Source organism: Negadavirga shengliensis (genome assembly GCF_042652345.1).
Classification (GTDB): domain Bacteria; phylum Bacteroidota; class Bacteroidia; order Cytophagales; family Cyclobacteriaceae; genus Negadavirga; species Negadavirga shengliensis.
Genome location: NZ_JBHSJJ010000016.1, coordinates 129,481 through 150,754, shown reverse-complemented (window position 1 = coordinate 150,754; position 21,274 = coordinate 129,481). Strand labels below are relative to the sequence as shown.

Here is a 21,274-nt window from a genome sequence, read left to right as displayed (position 1 = left end):
TTGCTTATACCGGAAGCCCGCCACCTGCAAAACAGGTTATAATACTCGTCGTTGCTTATCTTTTTCATGATGCAACTATACGATGTTTGCACCAGCTATGAAATATGGGGTTTATCGGACGGATACGCTTATTTAGGCTGCTCAAAAAATCTCGTGAAGCTGAGACTCTCAGATACGCCTAACTCCAATCGTTTCTTGTTAAACTCATTGAGAGTAAGAGGTCCTATTTTATTTTCATCAGGTGAATGATGAATTTTACTCTTTAAAGGTATGATGAAGTAATACACCTTATCTTTGTCCGTGCTTTTCCCACTTGGTAGCTGCTTGGCTATGATAAAACTATCGTCATACCCTACAGCTAAAATTGTAGGACCCACAACGCCAACATAATTTCCTGAACCTAAGTTAAAGCTTAAAACCCTTTTTTCATCAACATAATCAACTTCTGTCAGATAGTAATTCCCAATCACATGTTCTTCGCTTATGCCGCTGCAACCGGCTAATATTAACACCGATGTAATATATTCTAATATCCTTTTCATAAAAATCATCTTAACGGTTCGGTAAAAATGTATGTCTGTTTAAAATTTCCTCCTGGCCCACCTTGCCAATTAGGCCCAATACCATAAAAGAAAGATTCAAAACTGGTTGTGTTAGTCAACATAAACTGAAGCATATTATCCACTACCTGAATATCAATATTATAGCTTCCAATAAATTGTTCTACGGGATCTACTCCCGCCCTAAGCAAACCCTCAAGCCCAAACTTTCCCGAATAATTTGTAACTGAAGCCCCTGTTAAATTAGTTACTCCAGCATATTTCTTATAAAAAAACTCTCTAGCCTGATTAACCCTCCATGCGTTTCTCATTGCATTCGCCACACGATCATTATTGTAATATGAGCCTGCTCCAAAAGGAAGCCTTTGACCAGTTGCCCACATTAATGTCATACCGGCCACTGTCATTGCGTTACGCCCCCAATTATCTAAATCACTCCCTCCATTTGTGCTCCTTTTCCCCCCCCAATCGACCCCCAAACCCCAGATCTTTCCTAAACCCATCCTCATACTCCACGTACCTGAACACGGAGCCTACTCTTTTGCCGGAGGCGTTTACGTTATAATTCTGCCCCATCCAGACCGGCCTGCCATGCTGGGGGTCGGTCTGCAGACTGCCGCGCTCGTCGTCCTGCCTGTAGCTGACGGTGCTTACGGCCCCGGTGATGTTCCTGCTGTCCTGTGTCGAATACCCGTCGGTACGGTTTTTAATTTGATTTAGATTTTTCTAAGTACCTCGATATAAAGGCCTCTTGAAATTTCATATAGGTCATGTCGTTGTGTTTCATTTCAAATTAATCGTCACCAACTTTCAGTTTTTTGTAGATAACGGTTTCTTCGCCCGTTTCAAGTACCAGCACCCGCGGCTTGCATTTCATCACTTTCCAGGCCTTCGATACATCTTGGAGATGATCATAGACTATTAATGAGGCTGATCGCAATTCATAACCATATTCTACCGGTCCAAACGACTCGTGATTGATGGCTACTATGGAGTCATTAACATGAATCTCATAATATGTGGAATCAACGGAATAAGCACACCAACTGCTACGCAGACGATAGTGGTCACATAGAAACCAGAGTTATTAATATGAATTTAATCATGATTGATATCTAAAAAAACCTTTGCAATCTGACCAATTTTCCAAGCTGGGCTTTTTATTATTCCTTTAGTTGTAATTCCTTCGGTACTCCTAATTCCTTCCGCTTCTGCAAATATTCTTCTTTTGAAAAAGGGCCGTAAACATTTGAATATTTAGCACGCATATCATTTCCACTCCCAAAAATGCCTATGTGTTCGTTCTTCCCTTTTTTGTTGATAATCCAATACTGTCGGAACGTGCTTTTTTCAAAAGCTTCGTTCCTCTGCTTATATGTCATTTCTTTTAATCCCGGAATACTTGGATCATCCCATGGTCTCTGTGATACTACAACAAAGATAGTGTCAAAAGCATATTCCAATACATGACTTCCAACCATTATTGTATTTTGAGAATTCACAATAGCTAAAGTGTATTTACCATCACTATCAAAACTGTATCCATCACCTAAATCAGGATACTTTTGTTCAGAGCAGCTTGTTATCATTGCTAAAACTGCTATTACTGATATAGCTATAACCTTTTTCATCGTGGAATGGAAGTTGTTCCTATAAAATTAACATCGTACGGACCACCAAATATAAGCGGAACTAATAGAGATCTGGGGCCTAACCACAAGTTGTAATTAATTGCTGCTCCCAAAACATTACCTGCATTTCTGCCCCAAGAAGCATTTGGATCAATTAATGGATTAAAATCAAAGCGGGCTGATGGGTCAGAAACTATTGAAAACTGATTATTTCCATGATATTCCATCCTTACCCTTCCAAATGCCAATGCGGCGTGGTTTGTTGCACCAGCGTTGAATAAATTGACAGATCTAATGTCGCCAGGTGTCATACCCGTTAAACCAAGCGATCTTTGTGATGTTCCGCTAAAATCAAAGGATGACATATTTAAAGTCATTGGTTTTCCGCCACCAAACTGGAAGTGTAGGTACATATTTACCAATGAAAAGTCATTACCTCCCCCCGCGTTAGCACGTCCGCTATCCCCGAAGTCCCCAGCGCCTCTCAGTGTAAACCCCAGATCTTTCCTAAACCCATCCTCATACTCCACATAACTGAACACGGAACCCACTCTTTTGCCGGAGGCGTTTACGTTATAATTCTGGCCCATCCAGACAGGCCTGCCGTGCAGGGGATCGGTCTGCAGGCTGCCGCGCTCGTCGTCCTGCCTGTAGCTGACGGCGCTTACGGCCCCGGTGATGTTCCTGCTGTCCTGTGTAGAATACCCGTCGGAGTACTCAAACATGCCCGAAGGATCGGTAAACCTGACCGGATTGTTGAACCCGTACCGGAAGGGCGTCAGGCCCGGTGCCAGTTCAGCCAATGGGTCCACAACAAACCATCGTCCTATAGCAGCGTCATACATTCTAGCCCCATAATCGTGGAGGTTCAAGCCCAGATGCCCCTTGAACTCTTTCGCGTTATAGAGGTAACGCTATACAAGACTCTTCACTACCTTAATCTGGTCATTGGATGACAATATAACTAAAGTCAGATTCCAAGACTTTGAATTTGTCCGATCCCTTCTTCATCAGAGTCTTTATCTTCCCAAAATCGTTTAAACCTAATTTAGTAGGTGTAAACTGAATAATGACCGTGTCATTCCTCACAAACAACTCTTTGCTACAACCTTCAATTGTTTCATTCAGAGCATCTACCTTATCCGCTTTCAACTTGTCCTCACATTCAAAATATGCCTTTACAATCTTCCAATCACTGTTATTTGAGTAGATCCTCGCCAATACCTTTTCCTCAATCTTTACAGTATCACTTACCAAGACTTCCAATTCGATATATTCCACCTGATTACTACAGGAGAACAGTCCTAAAAGGAAAAATAATGCAATTAGTCTAATAACCGTCAGGTACATAATATTTCTTTTCTAAAGTATCCTAATATAATTCTGAACTTGCCAATATTTCCATTTCGACCAACGAAGTCACCCCGAACCGTATCTGCGTTCATATTCTTGTTACTGTCAGGACCAGCGGTGGTCTGCGAGCCATTGACATTGACGTTATTCGGTTCTGAATCAGCAGTACCAGAAGGGGCAGAGGCAGTCTCGATGGCATTGTTGTTTTGAGTCGAATTACCCGAATCATTACTGAAAAACTCAGACACGAGACCATATAGACTTCCCATCATATCTGCAATCTTTTCCATCATACCTCCTGATGGGGAACCCTTCCCGATATCACCCAACCCATCGGTGTTTACAATGCCCCCTATATCTCCTTTTGTCCCTGAGTCCATAGGTCCGCTGCCAAATTCACTCTCCAGTACTACACCGGCTGATTGACTATTCCCCGGTTTCGAAGCAGTGTTGCTGCCGCTTATGCCGAAAAGATTGTCTAGCCCTGATTTGATAAATCCGAATTTCTTCTGTACTTCTGAATTGAACACCGAACCGGAAGACCCTGGACAGCAATTCTTCGGAGCCATCCCATCAGGATCAATAAACCTCAACGGATTGTTGAAGGCATAGTTATAAGGGGAATGTCTTCGCATCTGCTCGGAAAGCGGATCTATGACGCTCCACCTGCCTATCGCCGGGTCGTAACCCCTGGCTCCATAGTCGTAGATATTGAGGTTATGATCGGTCAGCAGTTCCTTCCCGTTGTAGAGGTAACGGTTTGCCTTGACCCCTCCTCCGTATTGGTATCCCAGGCCCGTCAATTCCAACCCCCAGGGATTCCCGATGCGCTGCGCTTTCGGGACAGGCTTCATGCGTCTCCTGCACGACCAAAAACCCGTCACTCATAATCGAGAAGTCATCGAATCCGCCACGGTGGACACGGCCTACGTTTTCTTCCGTTTCATTTACAAGGTAGGCTTCCATGCTTGTACGCTCGCAATATGTCAGTGCCATCCCCGCATTCAGTTCCAATTTGGAGTTTGATTTCCCCCAAACCATAAATTAAACTCCCAAAAATCAATATGCAAATTCTTGTGAAAATAAGGGAGCAGATCCTTCCGGCCACTGTACGGCGTACGCTCCATGCCTTCTAAAAACTACAGCCAGCAGGGAAATCATTATCCATCAATTTCTGGAAGCTCCGGCAGATCATTTCCTCCTATGTTTCTTAAAGAATCCGAATGGATTTCAAAATATTTCCTTTGCTCAGGTTTTAACATATGGTTGCTGTACATAAATTGATATTTCCCTTTAATAAATATTTCCTGATGAAGGTCTGTTATTTCTCCAATGTGTTTGTACTCCCATAAGGTATCCAGACGATCATTGTATTCAACTGCTCTACCTTCTTTTCCATCAAACCAATAATAGAATATGCGTGAAATAGAATAACATACATTAGAAGAAGAATCGCTGATTCCTTCTGAAACATATTTATATTTATTGATCCAAATATTATTGAATTTAGCCAAACTGTCCTTCTTCTCAATTTGAAAAAAATATTCCTGGCTTGGATTTGATTCAATATTGGGTTCCCAGGAGTCATCCAAATTCAAGAAGGGAAATACCATATTGAATTCATCAATTAATGTTCGGTACTCCTTCTGTGTTCCCATGTTCTTTTTTTCATGAGAACATGAAACTAAATAAGCAATTATTACCAATGCGTTAATCAATTTACCGATACCCTTTATATATTTGTTTAAAGACAGGTTCATAGTTGCTTTTATTAAATATTGTAAATGTGAAAACAGCATTTTTGCCAGTTGGCCCACCAATCAAATGAATTTGTCCCCTATCAGGAAAACTATTGCTTTGAATTGAGGTTAGATATCCCTTGTCATAATGTTCCGCCCTATTAACATTATAAGGTTGAATTGCCCATGAAAATTTGATCCCATCCGAAGTTTCCAAAGTTCTACTAATTATAGCTGTCAACCCATCCCCCTTGTCTGGAACATTCAATACAAAATCATTAATGTTAAAAAAGTTCTTTTTTCTGCCGTCATTAGGTTGTCTGATAAATGGACCTTTAAACAACCAATCATATAATGAAATGATATCGGCATACAACTTATCTGGTTTGTTATTAAGGTCAACGCTAACTGGGTATTTTTGATTCTGCGATTCACTGGAAATTAAGTTATCTCTTCCAGTTGGACAGCAATAATTATCCTTCAGTCCTCCGAAGGCGACAACCACTTGGCCTCCTCCCTCAATCGAAGCTACCACTGTAGTCCCGGCGCTACTTCCAAAATTAAGATCTGACCCTGTTCCCTGATAGCTGCCACTGAATGCTCCTTTGGAAATGGTTGAACTATTGGAGTCATATGTTCCATACCCATCCGTCCACTCAAACATGCCCGTGGGATCGGTGAATCGGATGGGGTTGTTGAACCCGTACCGGAAGGGCGTCAGGCCCGGTGCCAGTTCAGCCAACGGGTCCAGTACGCTCCATCTCCCTATAGCGGGCATTCCCGATATCGCTTCGCTCATCGGGACAGGCTATACATCTTGGCTCCAAAAGCCATTCAGGATCACCAGTCAGGGCTAAACAACTTACTCCATTTGAAACAGACGCGTAAACCGTTGTGCTTCCCTCGTTGGCTTTTATATCACAACTTCATTTGAATTGATTACATACTTCCACTTCCTATTTGTACTAACCCAATAATCACCATTATCTCTAAATTCCTCATATGTTATTTCAGTATGTTTCAAATCGCAAAACAAAAAGGTAAATTTCTTAAAGCCTATTTCATCCTTGAGCAGCTCTATTTCAAAAAAAAATGGATCTGTCCATTGTTCAGTAGTATTCATTTTGCCCCATATCATCACTCCTTCAATAATCACTTTATCATTTTGGCAAATTATATTTGTTATTAGACTATCGTCAATCCATTTTTTTTTATCCCATTCAATATTGTTTTTCTTTAGTAGTGATTCAAGTAGTCCCGCTAATAAAAAAGAAGTATCCCCTAATATTTCGTTGTAATATCCTGAGACTATATTAATAGATTTAATATTATCAAGATAATTATTCAGTTCACGAACTAACATTGTGAGAATTTTTCTTGTTGATTTCATATTTACTATTGTCCAAGATATTTTTCTAATGATTTTATCAAATCTTGTTCCGCTCCTTGTCTTTGACCATGAGCCTGGTCTCTACCCATTTTTGATGTTACTTTTATCCTTGTCTGAACACTTTGTCTTAGCTCTTTTAACAGAATTTGTAGCTCTTCTATAGAGTATCTGCCAAAATCTCGAACTTTCGGCAAAGTGCCATGTACTTTTCCCGTAGCGTCTAAGCTTGGCAGTGCTCTCGCCCCCTTAGCGGCATCAAATATTCTTCTTAAATCCTTGGCTAAACCGGATAAATTTTTCAGGTTACTCCAGCCGCCGATACCTCCCGGAAGGAAAGGGACTGTACCTCCCACCATTTGGGGATTAGTGACTGTAAAAAGATCGTCTGACAGATAATTTCCAATACTTATACCCCCGCCATTCTGCCAGATCATTCCTCCACTTTCCCATCCAAACCCCAAATCTTTCCTAAACCCATCCTCATACTCCACGTACCTGAACACGGAGCCCACCCTTTTGCCGGAGGCGTTTACGTTATAATTCTGGCCCATCCAGACCGGCCTGCCGTGCAGGGGGTCGGTCTGCAGACTGCCGCGCTCGTCGTCCTGCCTGTAGCTGACGGTGCTTACGGCCCCGGTGATGTTCCTGCTGTCCTGTGTCGAATACCCGTCGGAGTACTCAAACATGCCGGAAGGATCGGTAAACCTGACCGGATTGTTGAACCCGTACCGGAAGGGCGTCAGGCCCGGTGCCAGTTCAGCCAAGGGGTCAACAACAAACCATCGTCCTATAGCAGCGTCATACATTCTAGCCCCATAATCATGGAGGTTCAAGCCCAGATGCCCCTCAAACTCTTTCGCGTTATAGAGGTAACGGTTTGCCTTGACCCCGCCTCCGTATTGGTACCCCAGGCCCGTCAATTCCAACCCCCAGGGGTCATAGTGCGTCTCCTGCACGACCAAAAACCCGTCGCTCATGATCGAGAAGTCATCGTATCCGCCGCGGCGGACACGGCCCACGTTTTCTTCCGTTTCATTGACGAGGTAGGCTTCCATATGGCCGTCTTCCGCAATATAGATCTTTTTGCGCAGCTCTTCGTGCTCGTTCCTGGCTTTTTTGCTCAGGGGGACTTTGCCGGAGTCATACATATTGCTGTCCGCGTCATACAGGGCATAGCCCATATAGGCTTCGGGTACGGGTTTGCGCTGCAGGTCCGCAAGGACAAGGTGCACGGCATGGTAGAGCAGCAGCTGGTTCGGACCCGCGGCCCGGTACTGCTGGCCCAGTTCGGTGAGCTGTCTGAGCGTTTCCGGACTGGCTTTGGCTTTTACCAGCGAGGCGGGCAGCAGCCGGACCTTCCTTTTGTCCACGTATTTGCCGAATACGGACAGGGTGATGCTGTCGCCCCGCTGCACCTCCTGCGCACGGGCGGGCCCCAGGATCCGTCCCCGCGCGGCATTGAGCCAGGCGGTGCTGTAACCCTCCGGGGTAACGTTGTGTTCGGCGGCACCCTGGCGGCTCTGGGGCAGGTTCTCGAAAAGGGCCTCCTCTTCTTCCGCACGGGCTTCCTCCATGGTGGCGAGCAGGTCCAGCGTGGACGAACGGATCACCTGCCGGATATTGCCCAGGTGGTCCTTGACGAAAAATTCGTATTTCGGGATGGTACTTCAGGACGGGGAGATATTTGCATGTGCTTCCCCACCCTGCAGCCTGGCCCAAACCTAAAACAGTCCACCGGACTGTTTCTTGACGGTTTGTCCTCTTCTTCATGCAGCAGGTAATCCAGGGCACTGTTCTCAAAGACAAACTCCCCGATATAGTCGATGGTCTTGGAAGGGCTGGCGGATCCGATTTTCAATTCCTGATGGGATTTTGTCATGGTTTTTGCCTGGTTCCCCGAAAAAACGCACGCCAAAATCCTGTAGAATCCGTTTCATAGGGTCCGGGGATTGCCATCCCCGGGTACAATATTTTCACCCGCTACGCGGATTTTGCCCTTGTATAGACTCCTCAATAATGTCCCCGGACTCAGACTAAAAAAAATCCGTGGAAATCAGCGCAGACCTGTCCCGGACTAGCTCCGGGATTCGTGGACAAAACTTCGGCTGGCTACAATATCGAACGTCGAGCAAGGAACAGTTGTCGAAATGCCAAAAAGCAAAAAGCCCGGCGGGATCATATGCCGGGCTTTTAAATCAAAAGGGGTGGTTTATTTATTTAAGGTCTTGTAAACCTGTCAAATTCTTTATTGAGGGTATCATCGGTGGCTTTTTCACCGGAGTAAACAACGATCCGGTGCCGGAAGGTCATGGACTCGCCGGCGTTGAGCTTGTGGTTCAGCTCTTCTTTTCCCTCACTCATGGCTTTCTGGCCCAGGGGATTGGCGGCATATAAACCATAACCCCTTGCATGCCAGTAAGTAGGATAGCCTACATTATCCGGATGGTCTATAATGGCCACGGAAATGTCCTCGTTATTGATGGTACCGGACAGGTTCATCCATTTGCCCCGGGTGCCCCATACGTCGTCGCCTTCCAGCCCTTCGCTGCTTCGATAAAGCCCGGTCACACCTTCATTGTTCATACTGGGGACATCTGTCGGGTTCCCCTGGGCATCCGTGAACTTTTCAGGCTTGTTGGAGGGATGTTCCAGCTCCCTTGCCATTCTTATGCCCAACATGCCCTCTTTATTATCCTTGAACAGAATTTCCTTATCCAATGCACTTAATTGGGTGATCCGGTCAATTATCCGTTTCTCGCCTTCTCCCCAAAAGACAAACTTTGTTTTTTCCTTTAATAACACCGAACCCTCATGATCCACCCAGTCCGCGGTAACTACAAGTTCTCCCTTATCTCCGCTATCCACGGATTCAATGCTTTGATGGATGATGGTGCCATACCTGTCTTTTTTATCCGCCGGGATGGCGGATGAATTGTTCCAAAAATCCAGACCGTTCACATCTCCATAATTAAGCCACAAGCCAATATGATGGGGGTGATCGATCCTTTCCCCGGAGCGGTTATTCAACGGAAAGCCTCTGGTGATATACGTTCCATTCGCCGTTTTGATAGGATATAACACGGGCTTTTCGATATTTTCAGGATAGATATATGAGGTAAAATGACTGCCATCAACATACACATCTACCTTGCGTTCGGCATCATTCCGTTCCAGCCGAACGTGTTCTTCTAAGGTCTCTTCGTTATTCATGGATTCCTTGTTTTCCGAAGTGCAGGCCGCCCCAATCTGCATAAAAAGGGAAAGGCCCATAATAAAAGTGAGGTCTCTTCTAGTATTCATCATAAATTTCGTTTTTAAATCAATATTTAAACACTTCTCCACCGGCCAGGACCTCCTGCCGTTTTTCATCAAAAGTCACAAACTTGCCGGTACGCAGGGCAGCGGTGGTCATGATATTGGCGATGGAATGGTTGTATCCGGCCATCACGTTGGCGTTGGGCTGCTTTCTGCTTCTGACACAATTCATCCAGTTTCTCATATGGGCTGAGGTAAGGTCGTCCAAACCTGTGTCCGCCCCTGTTTCCACTTTTGCCATCTCTGAGAGGGATTGCTCTTCCAGGAGGTTTTCTTCCATTCCCATGGCTTCCGCATGTCTTTTGCCCAAGCCACCGTTAGGGGTGATTTTATTGGTATCCAGATTCAACTCTCCTCCATTGGAATAATAGATTTCTTTTGTTCCTCCCGCCGAATTTGTAAACCTCGAGGAGTAAATCACCTGGAATCCCTTGCTTTTATCATCTGTTGGGCCGTAGTCAAAGACCGCGGTCATGGTGTCAAAGTTGGTTCTTCCATCATCCCATAGGTAGATGCCGCCGTTGGCAGCCACGCTTCTCGGGTGACTGAGTCCGGTAAACCAGTGAACGGTATCGATCTGGTGCGCCATCCATTGGCCCGGAATGCCGGAAGAGTATGGCCAGAATAAGCGGAACTCCAGGTATTTTCTGGCATCCCATGGTTCGTAGGGCCTGTTCATCAAGTACCTTTTCCAATCGGTATCCTCTTCCCTGATCCGGGATACCTCATCCGGTCTTCTCCACCTGCCGGGCTGATTGACATTCCAGGTCATTTCCACCATAACAATATCCCCGAATTTTCCGGAACGGATAAAGTCGTTTGCTGCATGATAATTGGCGCCGCTCCTTCTTTGGGAACCTATTTGGACAATCTTGCCCGTCCTTTCCACGGCTTCCCTGGCGGCCCGGTTGTCTTCCATGGTTTCAGCAAAGGGTTTTTCCACGTAGGCATCTCTACCGGCTTCCACGGCTTCTTTGGTGTGTAAGGCATGTTGGAAATCCGCCGTACTGATGATGACGGCGTCCACATCCTTGCGATCGTATAGTTCTTCGTTGTTTCTGGTTTGGGCAATCGTTTTGCCGGATTTTTCCTTTACGTAGGCCGCTCCTTCTTCCCTTCTTCTGCTCCAGATATCGGAGACGGCGGTAAATTCAAAGTTAAGTTCTCCGGCATGCTTTAACATGGCTGGAATGAGTGAACCTCTGCACCGGTTGGAAAAGCCGACAATGCCTACATTTACCCGGTCATTGGCCCCAATGATTCTCCCGTAACTTTTTGCGGAGAATCCCACGGCTCCCAGTCCGGCAATTCCTGCTGTTGCCAGCGTGGATTTTTTGATGAATGATCTGCGCGAGTCTTTAGCTTGTTTCATGGTATTTGGGTTTGTTCCAGAATAAATGCATGGTGATAATAAAATATCCTTAGGGGAATTCCCCCAAGGATATTACGGTGGGTGGTTTAATTCATACCATTCATATCTCTGGAAATGAATAATATTGTTAGATCAAGAACGGGTTGCTCAGACTTTTAACTTGGGCTCCCATCCTTTTTCATATTCTCTGGACCAAAGACGTTGGGCCTTTTTGCTGTTCTTAATATGACCATTGGATGGATCACACTCAAGCACTTCTCCTGTGCGGGATGCAATATTGGCAAGGTGGCAGAGCAAAGTGCTTTTAGCGCCTTCATCGATCGGGCTGTTTTGCTCTTCTTTTCCTCTAATGGCTTCAAAGAAATTGACCACGTGCCGGGTAGACATTCCTCCGCCACCACCCAGTTGGGTGCCGGCTTCATCGCTTCCGGAATCGTTGGTCTTTACGACCTTTCCGTTCCGGTCAAAAAGCTTGTAGCCTCCTCTGTCCACATATACAGATCCATCTGTTCCGTAAATGATGGTCCCTCTTCCCGGGCCATAAGTATTGTGACCGTTGCGGCTCTTTCCATCCCATTGTATGGTCCTGTTGTCCGAAAATTTAAAAACGGCATCCATGGTATCATACATGGTCCAGCCATCATTTGGCCAGTGGTATTTGCCGGAGTCCACGATTACTTTCTCAGGAAAATCCACTTGCAGGGCCCATCTGGCCACATCAAGTTCATGTGTGGCATTATTGCCGGTTTCCGCTGTGCCGTAATCCCATCCGTACCAATGCCAGTTGTAATTCCATGTGTCATGGGTGTATTCCCTTCTCGGTGCGGGGCCCTGGAATAATTCCCAGTCCAGTCCTTCCGGCGGGGTGGCCTTTTGGGGTACCGGCACTTCCCCGCGGGCAGAGTTATAAAAAGCAGTCGCTTTATAGACATTGCCTATGACGCCGTTATGAATTTCTTTGATTATTTCAATACTTTCGGGGGCAGAACGCTGCTGATTCCCCATCTGCACGATTTTGTTGTATTTTTTTTGATAGGCAACCAACAGCTCGCCTTCATAGGGGTTGTGGCTACAGGGTTTCTCCACATAGACATGTTTGCCCGCCTCCAAAGCCAACCAGGTACCGGGAGCGTGCCAGTGATCCGGGGTCGCATTGATCAGCGCATCCACTTCTTTGTCCTCAATGACTTTTAGGATACTGTTTTCCAGCTTTGGCGTGTAATCAATATGTTTCTCAAAGTTTTTCGCGGCCTTTTCCCTTTGGGATTTCATGGCATCACAAAGATAAACCAGGTTTACATTGCTGCTTTTCAGGCCTATAGGGGTATAAAACGCGCCCAAACGCCTTCCAAGGCCAGCAATGGCGATATTAAGCCTATCATTGGCCCCCAGAATTTTCCCGTAACTTTTAGCGGAAAATCCCACTGCACCCAATGCAGACAATCCTACTGTTGACAGGGCAGACTTTTTAATAAAATCCCGTCTGCTGTTGCTTTCATTTTTCATTATTATTGGGTTAATTAATTATGTGATTTTTTTGATTATTAATTGTAATTCAGGCTTCTAGCTATCCCCAATTCAAGCCCTCTTAGTTCTGCGAGTCCCCTCAGCCGTCCAATGGCTGAGTAACCCGGATTGGTAACTTTGGAAAGGTCATCCAACATCTGATGGCCATGGTCAGGCCGCATGGGTAATGATCTTTTTGTTTTTTGTTGCAATCGAAGGATTTCCTCTACCACATCCGCCATAGGGACATCTCCTTCCAGGTGGTTGGCTTCATAGAAATTCCCTTCTTCATCACGTTGAGTACTTCTGAGGTGAATAAAATGGATATGTTCTCCATATTTTTTCACCATTGACGGCAGGTCATTATCAGGTCTTACACCCAGGGAGCCTGTACAGAAAGTGAACCCATTGTAAGGACTGTTGTTGTTTTGGAGTATGCGGTCATAATCCTTGGCGGTACTTACCACGCGTGGCAGGCCAAAGATAGGGTAAGGTGGATCATCGGGATGGATGCATAGATATACCTGGTTTTCCTCGGCGACAGGCACCACTTCATCCAAAAACAGGTTCAGGTTTTTTCCCAGTGTTGCAGCGTCTATTCCATCATAAGTGTTGAGGGCGTTCTGGAAATCTTCCAGGGTATACCCTTCCTCTGCTCCGGGAAGACCTGCGATAATGGTACTGACAAGTTTGTTCCTTTCTTCGTCAGAAAGTTGTTCGGCAAGCTTTCTTCCCTTTTGAAGGATATCCCCAGGATAATCCTGATCCGCTCCCGGGCGTTGAAGGATATATGCATCAAAGGCTGCCAGTGCTTTCATTTCAAACCTGAGGGCCTTGGCACCGGTGGGAAGGGGATAAGCCAGGTTGGTTCTGGTCCAATCCAGTATAGGCATGAAATTATAGCAAACTGTGTTTATGCCTTCAGCGGCTAGATTTCTTATACTTTCCTGATAATTGGCAATGTGTTTTTTAAACTCTCCCTTTCTTGTTTTTATACTTTCATGGACAGGTACACTTTCTACTACCGACCAAGTAAGCCCAGCTTTCTCAATCATGTCTTTCCGCTCCTTTATGGCTTCTCTGGTCCATATTTCTCCGTTGGGAATATCATGAAGGGCGGTCACAATTCCTGTAGCCCCAGCCTGCCTGATATCTGCCAGACTTACGGGATCTTTTGGACCGTACCATCTCATGGTCTGTTCCATCGTTATTGCTTGCTTACTCATACTCCTGAAAATGCGTTAAATCCACCGTCTACTTCAATAATGGTTCCTGTGACAAATTTTGACGCTTCGCTGCAGAGCCATTGTACCGCTCCAAAGAGCTCATCGGGCTGACCGAACCTCGCCATGGGCGTGTGGGTGATGATCAGGTTGCCCCTTTCGGTAAGACTCCCATCTTGATTGGTCAAAAGCGTCCGGTTTTGTTCCGTCAGAAAGAAACCCGGAGCAACGGCATTTACCCTTAACCCTTCCCCGTATTTTTTGGCAAATTCCACCGCCATCCATTTGGTCATGTTATCGACGGCGGCTTTGGCAGACGCATACCCCATCACCCTGGTCATCGGTCTGCTGGCGGCCATGGAGGAGATATTGATGATGCTGGCTTTTTTGGTTTTGGTCATCAGCGGCAAGAAAACCTTGGTAGGCAAAAAGGTACCCATGTAATTGAGATCCATGATTTTTTTGACCGCTTCGCCGGACAAATCCGTTACAAACTGATCAGGCATGACCACCGCCCCGGGCATGTTGCCGCCGGCGGCGTTGATAAGACCGTCTATCCGATCAAATTCCTTCTCAAGAATATTTTTGATTTCCAGCAGGTTTTTTTCGTCGGTGACATCCGCCACAGCGGGAAAAGCCAGCGCTCCTTCATCTTTTATCTCATCGACCAGCTGATTGACTTTCTCCGTATTCCTGCCTAAAATGATTAATTGGGCACCTTCCCGTGCCAAGTGTGTAGATATCGCCTTGCCCAGTACACCCGTGGCACCGCTAACAATGATAACTTTGTTTTTAACCGAAAATAATTGGGACATTCTATATGGTTTTTGATAAACTTACTGTAAAATTATAAGGAAACTCCCCGTTTCCAAGGTATAAAATCATCCTGATTTAACAATACTGCTTTGGCTTTGGCGTTTCCACTGGCCACTTCAATGATGAAGTTCAGGAGTTCATCACCGACCTGTCCTATGGTTTTTTCACCGGAAATGACACTTCCGGTATCCAAATCAATGATATCGGACATCCGTTTTGCCAATTTATGATTAGAGGCTACTTTGATCACCGGTGTGACGGGATTACCGGTAGGAGTACCCAAGCCGGTGGTAAATAAAATAATGTTGGCACCGGAACCGGCCATAGCCGTGGTACTTTCCACGTCGTTGCCGGGAGAACAGAGCAAATTCAGCCCAGGTTTGGTGGCGAGTTCTGTATAATCCAAAACATCCACGATAGGCGAGGTTCCTCCTTTTTTGGCCGCTCCGGCAGATTTTATCGCATCTGTAATCAATCCGTCCTTGATGTTGCCGGGACTGGGATTCATATCAAAACCCGACCCCACCGCTTCTGCGGAGGCTGCATAGGCACGCATAAGTTTTACGAATTTTTCCGCATTTTCATCGGTGGTGCAACGGTTGATCAGTTCTTGTTCCACCCCGCAAAGCTCAGGAAATTCAGAAAGAATGGTTTTACCTCCCAACGCCGCCAACAGATCGGATACATGGCCTAAAACGGGGTTGGCGGAGATCCCGGAAAACCCGTCCGATCCACCACATTCCAGACCGACAGTGAGTTTGCTCAATGGCGCGGGCTTTCTTTCTATCTGGTCAGCCTCCGCCAAAGCGAGAAATGTTTTTTGGATAGCCGAGGTAAGCAATCTGGTTTCCGTTCCCTCTTTTTGCTGCTCCAGCAAAATGACAGGCTTTTTGTAGTCCGGATCAATCGCAGCAAGTTTTTCCCGTAAAATGGCCGGCTGGGCGTTTTGGCATCCCAGACTCAGGATGGTGGCCCCAGCCACATTGGGATTGTTGATGTATCCTGCGATGAGGGCGCACAAGGCTTCGGAATCTTGTCTGATACCGCCACACCCCCCGTTATGGGTGAGGAATTTAATTCCGTCGATGTTTTTAAATATCCGGTTATCTTCTTCCTGCTCTATGGTTTGGATGCTGAGACCTTGGATAGCGTCATTATTCCCTTCCAGATAGAACTGTTTCATCTGGCTTACAAATGCTTTATAAGGGTTGGGTTTTGAGAAGCCGAGTTCTTCAGAAAACGCCTGCTTCATGATTTCGATATTCCGGTTTTCACAGAAAACCAAAGGCACTACCAACCAGTAATTGGCTGTCCCCACCTGGCCGTCGCTGCGGTGATAACCCATAAAAACCCGGTCTTGCCAGTTGCTGACGTCAGGAGGGCTCCAGGTATATTTTTTTCTCTTTCCGGTGTAAGCTGAGGTTTGGTGCGCGGTGTTTTCGGTGGTAATGGCTTCCCCTTTTGCTATCGGTTTCATGGCCTTGCCCACAATAATGCCATACATATATATATGGTCACCCGGATTTAATTCGCTAACGGTGAATTTGTGCTTGGCAGCTACCTGTGTCTTCAGGGAGATTACCTCTCCTTCAAAAGCTATTTTTTCCCCACTGTTCAGATCTGTGAGGGCTACCAACACATTGTCAGCAGGATGAATTTTCAAAACTTTGTGCAACATTTCAAATATTTCATTATCTTGAGCAATCGATTGCACAATTTATAAATAAATTGAAAGAAATAAGGCCGATGGGCTTCTTTTTTTTTAAATCCCCATTAATTTTGGCTGAAAGAAAAATATATCCATAGGAATCAATGCGTAAACGTATTATTACACTGGGGGAAGTGATGATGAGGTTTTCCACACCTGATCACGAGCGTTTCGTCCAGGCGAGAAACTATGATATCCAGTTTGGCGGGGCAGAAGCGAATGTAGCGGTATCACTGGCCCAATGGCACCATGAGGTGTCCCACATCTGCGCATTTCCCGACAATGATATGGGAAAAGCCGCCATTCGGTACCTAAGGTCCACAGGGGTGGATACTTCCCATGTTTTTCTGGGTCCGGGACGGATGGGGCTTTATTTTCTGGAAAACGGAGCCATGCAGCGCGCATCTAAAATCATCTATGACCGTTTTGATTCTGTGTTTTCCCATTACACCGGCAGGGAAAAAGATTGGGAACAGGTGTTTGAGGGAGTGGATTGGTTTCATTGGACAGGTATTACACCGGCTATTTCTGCATCGGCTGCGGCATTATGCCTGGACATTTTAAAAGCAGCTAACAAACATGGGGTGAAAGTCAGCGGAGACATCAATTATAGGAGAAACCTTTGGCAATATGGCCAATCCCCGCTGGATATTTTGCCGGAATTGATAGGCTATACCCATGTGGTCATCGCGGGCCTGACAGATTTTGCCAATTGTATGGATATCCATGAGTCGGATTATATAGTGGCCTGTGAGAAAGCCAGAGAAGCCTATCCATCGGTTGAAAAAATAGCAACAACGGAGAGGGGTTCCATCAGTTCTTCCCATAACACCCTTAAAGGGCAGCTTTGGAACGGGAGGGAGCTGTTGGAGTCGATCGAATATGACATGCCCCGGATCGTCGACAGGGTAGGGGGCGGAGACGCTTTTATGGCGGGTTTGATCCATGGACTTTTGTCCAAAGAAGACAATGAAGCACTGGAGTTTGCCGTAGCGGCTTCTGTATTAAAACACTCTATTCCCGGTGATGTGAATTTTGTGTCGGAGGATGAAGTGGATCAATTGGTAAGAGGTGAAAATGTAGGAAAATTATTGAGATAAATATTATGAGATTTACAAAAGAAGTTATCATCTCCTCTATGGAGCAGACAGGTATGATCCCTGTTTTTAATCATGCTGATATCGATATTGCCAAACATGTACTGGAAGCCTCGTATAAGGCAGGTATAAGGGTATTTGAATTTACCAATAGGGGGGCACATTCATTGGACGTTTTCAGAGAACTGGCCAAGTTTGCAGGAAAGTTTGATAGACTCATCTTAGGCATAGGTACCATTTTCAGCGTGGAGGAAGCCAGAACTTTTCTGGATGCCGGAGCGGATTTTATTGTTTCGCCGGTTTTCTCTCCTTCCGTGGCTGCTTTTTGCAATGGCAAAGACGTTTTATGGGTTCCTGGCTGCGGCACGGCGACTGAAATCCACAATGCACGGGAACTGGGGGCAGAGGTGGTCAAAGCTTTTCCGGGCAATGTGCTCGGCCCCGGTTTTATTTCCGCCGTCAGAGCCGTCTTTCCTGATATCAAATTCATGCCCACAGGCGGAGTGGAACCTACAGAGGAAAACCTTTCGAAATGGTTTGATGCGGGGGTGGTCTGTGTGGGAATGGGATCCCAGCTGTTTAAAAAATCATGGATTCAGGAAAGGCAATTTGAGGAATTGGAACACAAAATCAGGGAAGCCTTGGGCATCATCAACCATATCAAAAACGCATAACCCGTATGACCGAATTTTCAATGAACAGTAAACCTAAGTTAAACTTTATCACCTTCATTAGCTTATCCATCCTATTGCTTTGTGCAAGTGCTTGCTCAAAACCGGGGGGCGTAAGGATATTAAAGTTAGGGCATGGCCTGGACACCAGCCATCCGGTACATGCGGCCATGATTTATATGGCGGAACGTGTGCAAGAGAAGTCAGACGGGGAAATGATCATCCAGGTGTATCCCAACCAGCAGTTGGGATCGGAGAGGGAATTGGTGGAACTGCTTCAGATTGGTAGCCTTGCCATGACGAAAGTCTCCACTGCGGCGATGGAGGGCTTTGCTCCGGAAATCAAAGTCCTGGGTCAACCCTATCTTTTTAGGGATGATGAGCACCGAGACCGGGTATTAAAAGGGCCCATCGGAAAGGATTTGCTGGATGCCGGCGAAAAATATTGGCTGAAGGGCCTGTGTTATTATGATGCGGGAAAACGGAGCTTTTACACCAAAAGTAAGCCGGTAGAAAAACCGGAGGACATCCAGGGACTCAAAATCAGGGTGATGGAAAGCCCCACAGCGGTCAGGCTGATTCAGAGTTTTGGCGGATCACCCACTCCCGTGTCTTTTGGAGAACTGTATACGGCTTTGCAACAGGGCATTGTGGATGGAGCGGAAAACAATCCCCCGAGTCTTTTGACCTCCAGGCATTATGAAGTCTGTAAGTTTTATTCATTGAACGAGCATACCGCGGTACCGGATATGATGATTGTGAGCACGAAAGTCTGGGAGCGGTTATCCGATCAGGAAAGGCAATGGCTTCAGGAAGCCGCTGACGAATCCGCGGTGCACCAATACCAATTATGGGAGGAATCTGTAGAGGAATCCATGCGGATTTTGCAAGAAGCCGGGGTGCAGGTATCCTATCCGGATAAAACGCCTTTTGAAAAGGAAGCGGAGAAGGTGTATGAGGCATTGAAAACCTCTGATCCGGTGATGTACGCTTTGATTCAGGAAATTAAAAACTATTGACGATCATGCATGTTTTCAAGCTAAAATTAGACAAAATAGTTGCCGTCATGCTGATGATCATCATGGCCGTCATGGTGATCAATGTGACCTGGCAGGTATTTTCAAGGTATGTCATCCAATCCCCAAGTTCATTTACGGATGAGTTGTCCCGTTATCTTTTGATATGGTTAGGCATGCTGGGGGCTGCCTATGTGGCCGGGCAAAACAACCATTTGGCCATTGACATTTTGCCGGCCAAACTTTACGGGCCGGCCAAACAGCGTTTAATGGTCGTCATCAATTCCGTCATTATGCTGTTTGTGGTGCCGGTAATGATTCTGGGAGGAGGCAACCTGGTTTATATTACCTATGTACTGGAGCAGAAGTCCGCGACGCTTCAGGTTCCTTTGGCATATGTCTACCTGATCATCCCGGTCAGTGGCCTTTTGGTGCTTTTTTACCAGATCGTTGATATCCTAAAAATCCTAAACAAACCTTTAGCCCAAAATTAAACCGTAAGATGGAAGAATATTTAAGTGTAATTATACTTGTAGTAAGTTTTATTTTATTGATGGGAATTGGCGTACCGGTGGCATGGAGCTTAGGGTTGTCCAGTTTCCTGACCCTCACGGTTACCATTGCGACAATTCCATCAGCCACCACCATTGCCCAAAGAATGGGTACAGGGTTGGACAGTTTTGCTTTATTGGCCATTCCGTTTTTTATCCTTGCCGGTGAAATCATGAACAAAGGGGGGATTGCCAACCGGCTAATAGATCTTGCAAAGGCCATCACCGGAAGGTTGCCGGGGGGCTTGTTGTATGTAAATGTGATCGCGGCAATGCTTTTCGGAGCCATCGCCGGATCTGCGGTAGCGGCAGCCTCGGCCATAGGCGGTATATTGGGACCCAGGATGGAAAAAGAAGGCTATCCAAAGGAGTTAGGGGCCTCCGTAAACATCACTTCTTCCACAACCGGATTGATCATCCCCCCATCCAACGTGCTCATCGTTTATTCTTTGGCCAGCGGGGGGGTGTCTATTGCCGCGCTTTTTGTGGCCGGGTATATTCCCGGATTATTGATAGGTCTGTTGTTGATGCTCACCGCCGGTTTTTTTATCAAGAAAAACAATCTGAAAGCAGGCGAGCCCACTTCTGTCAAAGAGCTGTTTACAAGATTTCTGGATGCACTTCCAAGTCTTATGTTGCTTGTAGTGGTTATAGGAGGGATAGTTGTGGGAATATTTACCGCTACTGAGGCTTCCGCCATTGCGGTGGTTTATACCATTGTACTCTCGTTTATTTACAGGGAAATCAAACTGAAAGATATCCCGGGTATTCTATTGAAATCCTCGGAAACAACCGCAATCGTGATGCTTTTGATAGCGACATCCATGAGCATGTCCTGGGCCATGTCCAGTGAGGACATTCCTCAGTCCATCAGTGCTACCTTGTTGGCCATGAGCGACAATAAGTTTGTTATTTTGATCATCATTAACCTGATCCTGCTATTTGTTGGGGTGTTTATGGATATGACCCCGGCGGTGCTGATTTTTACGCCGATATTCCTTCCGGCTGTTGTAGCTATGGGAATTGATCCTGTGCATTTTGGGATTATGATGGTGCTGAATCTTTGTATAGGCGTCTGTACCCCTCCGGTTGGTTCCGTGTTGTTTGTGGGCGTAGGCGTGGCCAGGACAAGTATCGCTAAGGTGTTTATTCCTTTGTTGCCTTTTTTCATTACGATGATTATCGGGCTTTTGATCATCACCTTATGGCCGCAACTTACCTTATGGCTGCCTTCCTTGTTCGGACTCTGACACTTTGAAGTATATATTCCCTGAGTAATGTGCTCAGGGAATTTTTAAGTTCATTAACGTGAGTTCGGGGACGTTT

22 protein-coding genes and 1 pseudogene are annotated in these 21,274 nt (G+C 45.9%); 6 read left to right on the top strand and 17 right to left on the bottom strand.

The features are described 5' to 3' along the window. Positions 1–128: 128 nt before the first annotated feature. The 8 genes and pseudogenes from ACFPFU_RS21490 to ACFPFU_RS21455 all read right to left on the bottom strand — a co-directional run bounded on the left by ACFPFU_RS21490 (position 129) and on the right by ACFPFU_RS21455 (position 5,947). Positions 129–542, bottom strand: a complete 414-nt coding sequence (locus tag ACFPFU_RS21490) for a lipoprotein (RefSeq protein WP_377067996.1) — start codon at positions 540–542, stop codon at positions 129–131. A 5-nt stretch (positions 543–547) separates the two neighbouring features. Beyond that, entirely contained in the window at positions 548–1,063 is a 516-nt protein-coding gene (locus ACFPFU_RS21485) for a hypothetical protein (RefSeq protein ID WP_377067994.1), read from the bottom strand. Between the two features lie 660 nt (positions 1,064–1,723). Beyond that, positions 1,724–2,191 carry a hypothetical protein gene (locus tag ACFPFU_RS21480; protein WP_377067992.1) on the bottom strand — a complete coding sequence of 156 codons (468 nt, stop codon included), beginning with the start codon at positions 2,189–2,191 and terminating at the stop codon, positions 1,724–1,726. Then, a pseudogene (locus tag ACFPFU_RS21475) lies at positions 2,188–3,090 on the bottom strand (RHS repeat-associated core domain-containing protein); the annotation flags it as partial. The gene ACFPFU_RS21480 and the pseudogene ACFPFU_RS21475, both read right to left, overlap by 4 nt. 46 nt (positions 3,091–3,136) lie before the next feature. Then, entirely contained in the window at positions 3,137–3,541 is a 405-nt protein-coding gene (locus ACFPFU_RS21470; protein WP_377067990.1) for a hypothetical protein, read from the bottom strand. Beyond that, a complete protein-coding gene (locus ACFPFU_RS21465; protein WP_377067988.1) occupies positions 3,532–4,398 on the bottom strand; it encodes an RHS repeat domain-containing protein in 867 nt (288 codons plus the stop codon). The genes ACFPFU_RS21470 and ACFPFU_RS21465 overlap by 10 nt, the downstream gene beginning before the upstream one ends. Before the next feature lie 306 nt (positions 4,399–4,704). After that, the gene (locus tag ACFPFU_RS21460) at positions 4,705–5,304 is read right to left on the bottom strand and encodes a hypothetical protein (protein ID WP_377067986.1); all 600 of its coding nucleotides are present in this window, start codon (positions 5,302–5,304) and stop codon (positions 4,705–4,707) included. Then, the gene (locus ACFPFU_RS21455; RefSeq protein ID WP_377067984.1) at positions 5,264–5,947 is read right to left on the bottom strand and encodes a hypothetical protein; all 684 of its coding nucleotides are present in this window, start codon (positions 5,945–5,947) and stop codon (positions 5,264–5,266) included. Before ACFPFU_RS21455 ends, ACFPFU_RS21460 begins: the two co-directional genes overlap by 41 nt. Here ACFPFU_RS21455 and ACFPFU_RS21450 point away from each other — a divergent pair. Further along, on the top strand, positions 5,946–6,140 hold the full coding sequence (locus tag ACFPFU_RS21450) for a hypothetical protein (RefSeq protein WP_377067982.1): 195 nt from the start codon (positions 5,946–5,948) through the stop codon (positions 6,138–6,140). The genes ACFPFU_RS21455 and ACFPFU_RS21450 overlap by 2 nt on opposite strands. 56 nt (positions 6,141–6,196) lie before the next feature. On the opposite strand, the gene ACFPFU_RS21445 is transcribed toward ACFPFU_RS21450, so the two are convergent. The 9 genes from ACFPFU_RS21445 to ACFPFU_RS21405 form a co-directional block, all read right to left on the bottom strand. Then, positions 6,197–6,673, bottom strand: a complete 477-nt coding sequence (locus ACFPFU_RS21445; RefSeq protein WP_377067980.1) for a hypothetical protein — start codon at positions 6,671–6,673, stop codon at positions 6,197–6,199. 5 nt (positions 6,674–6,678) lie between these two features. Continuing rightward, positions 6,679–8,283 carry an RHS repeat domain-containing protein gene (locus tag ACFPFU_RS21440; protein ID WP_377067978.1) on the bottom strand — a complete coding sequence of 535 codons (1,605 nt, stop codon included), beginning with the start codon at positions 8,281–8,283 and terminating at the stop codon, positions 6,679–6,681. Beyond that, positions 8,280–8,552: a hypothetical protein gene (locus ACFPFU_RS21435; RefSeq protein ID WP_377067976.1), complete on the bottom strand. Its 273-nt coding sequence runs from the start codon at positions 8,550–8,552 to the stop codon at positions 8,280–8,282. The genes ACFPFU_RS21440 and ACFPFU_RS21435 overlap by 4 nt, the downstream gene beginning before the upstream one ends. Before the next feature lie 338 nt (positions 8,553–8,890). Beyond that, the gene (locus ACFPFU_RS21430; protein WP_377067974.1) at positions 8,891–9,976 is read right to left on the bottom strand and encodes a DUF6807 domain-containing protein; all 1,086 of its coding nucleotides are present in this window, start codon (positions 9,974–9,976) and stop codon (positions 8,891–8,893) included. 16 nt (positions 9,977–9,992) lie between these two features. Next, on the bottom strand, positions 9,993–11,360 hold the full coding sequence (locus tag ACFPFU_RS21425) for a Gfo/Idh/MocA family protein (RefSeq protein ID WP_377067972.1): 1,368 nt from the start codon (positions 11,358–11,360) through the stop codon (positions 9,993–9,995). 147 nt (positions 11,361–11,507) lie between these two features. Continuing rightward, the gene (locus tag ACFPFU_RS21420) at positions 11,508–12,866 is read right to left on the bottom strand and encodes a Gfo/Idh/MocA family protein (RefSeq protein ID WP_377067970.1); all 1,359 of its coding nucleotides are present in this window, start codon (positions 12,864–12,866) and stop codon (positions 11,508–11,510) included. Between the two features lie 38 nt (positions 12,867–12,904). Beyond that, complete coding sequence (gene uxuA, locus ACFPFU_RS21415; protein ID WP_377067968.1) at positions 12,905–14,092, bottom strand: mannonate dehydratase; 1,188 nt, start codon at positions 14,090–14,092, stop codon at positions 12,905–12,907. Further along, complete coding sequence (locus ACFPFU_RS21410) at positions 14,089–14,904, bottom strand: SDR family oxidoreductase (RefSeq protein WP_377067966.1); 816 nt, start codon at positions 14,902–14,904, stop codon at positions 14,089–14,091. Before ACFPFU_RS21410 ends, uxuA begins: the two co-directional genes overlap by 4 nt. 32 nt (positions 14,905–14,936) lie before the next feature. After that, entirely contained in the window at positions 14,937–16,583 is a 1,647-nt protein-coding gene (locus ACFPFU_RS21405) for a UxaA family hydrolase (protein WP_377067964.1), read from the bottom strand. Positions 16,584–16,717: 134 nt separating this feature from the next. Here ACFPFU_RS21405 and ACFPFU_RS21400 point away from each other — a divergent pair, with 134 nt between their 5' ends. From ACFPFU_RS21400 to ACFPFU_RS21380, 5 genes are read left to right on the top strand one after another with little or no spacing between them, the layout of a single operon-like run. Next, complete coding sequence (locus ACFPFU_RS21400) at positions 16,718–17,713, top strand: PfkB family carbohydrate kinase (protein ID WP_377067962.1); 996 nt, start codon at positions 16,718–16,720, stop codon at positions 17,711–17,713. 5 nt (positions 17,714–17,718) lie between these two features. After that, positions 17,719–18,384: a bifunctional 4-hydroxy-2-oxoglutarate aldolase/2-dehydro-3-deoxy-phosphogluconate aldolase gene (locus ACFPFU_RS21395; protein ID WP_377067960.1), complete on the top strand. Its 666-nt coding sequence runs from the start codon at positions 17,719–17,721 to the stop codon at positions 18,382–18,384. 5 nt (positions 18,385–18,389) lie between these two features. Continuing rightward, positions 18,390–19,400 (top strand): TRAP transporter substrate-binding protein, encoded by a 1,011-nt coding sequence (locus ACFPFU_RS21390; protein WP_377067958.1) that lies wholly within the window; start codon positions 18,390–18,392, stop codon positions 19,398–19,400. Between the two features lie 5 nt (positions 19,401–19,405). Continuing rightward, positions 19,406–19,891: a TRAP transporter small permease gene (locus tag ACFPFU_RS21385; protein WP_377067956.1), complete on the top strand. Its 486-nt coding sequence runs from the start codon at positions 19,406–19,408 to the stop codon at positions 19,889–19,891. 8 nt (positions 19,892–19,899) lie between these two features. Further along, positions 19,900–21,198 (top strand): TRAP transporter large permease, encoded by a 1,299-nt coding sequence (locus ACFPFU_RS21380; protein WP_377067954.1) that lies wholly within the window; start codon positions 19,900–19,902, stop codon positions 21,196–21,198. Positions 21,199–21,274: the final 76 nt, after the last annotated feature.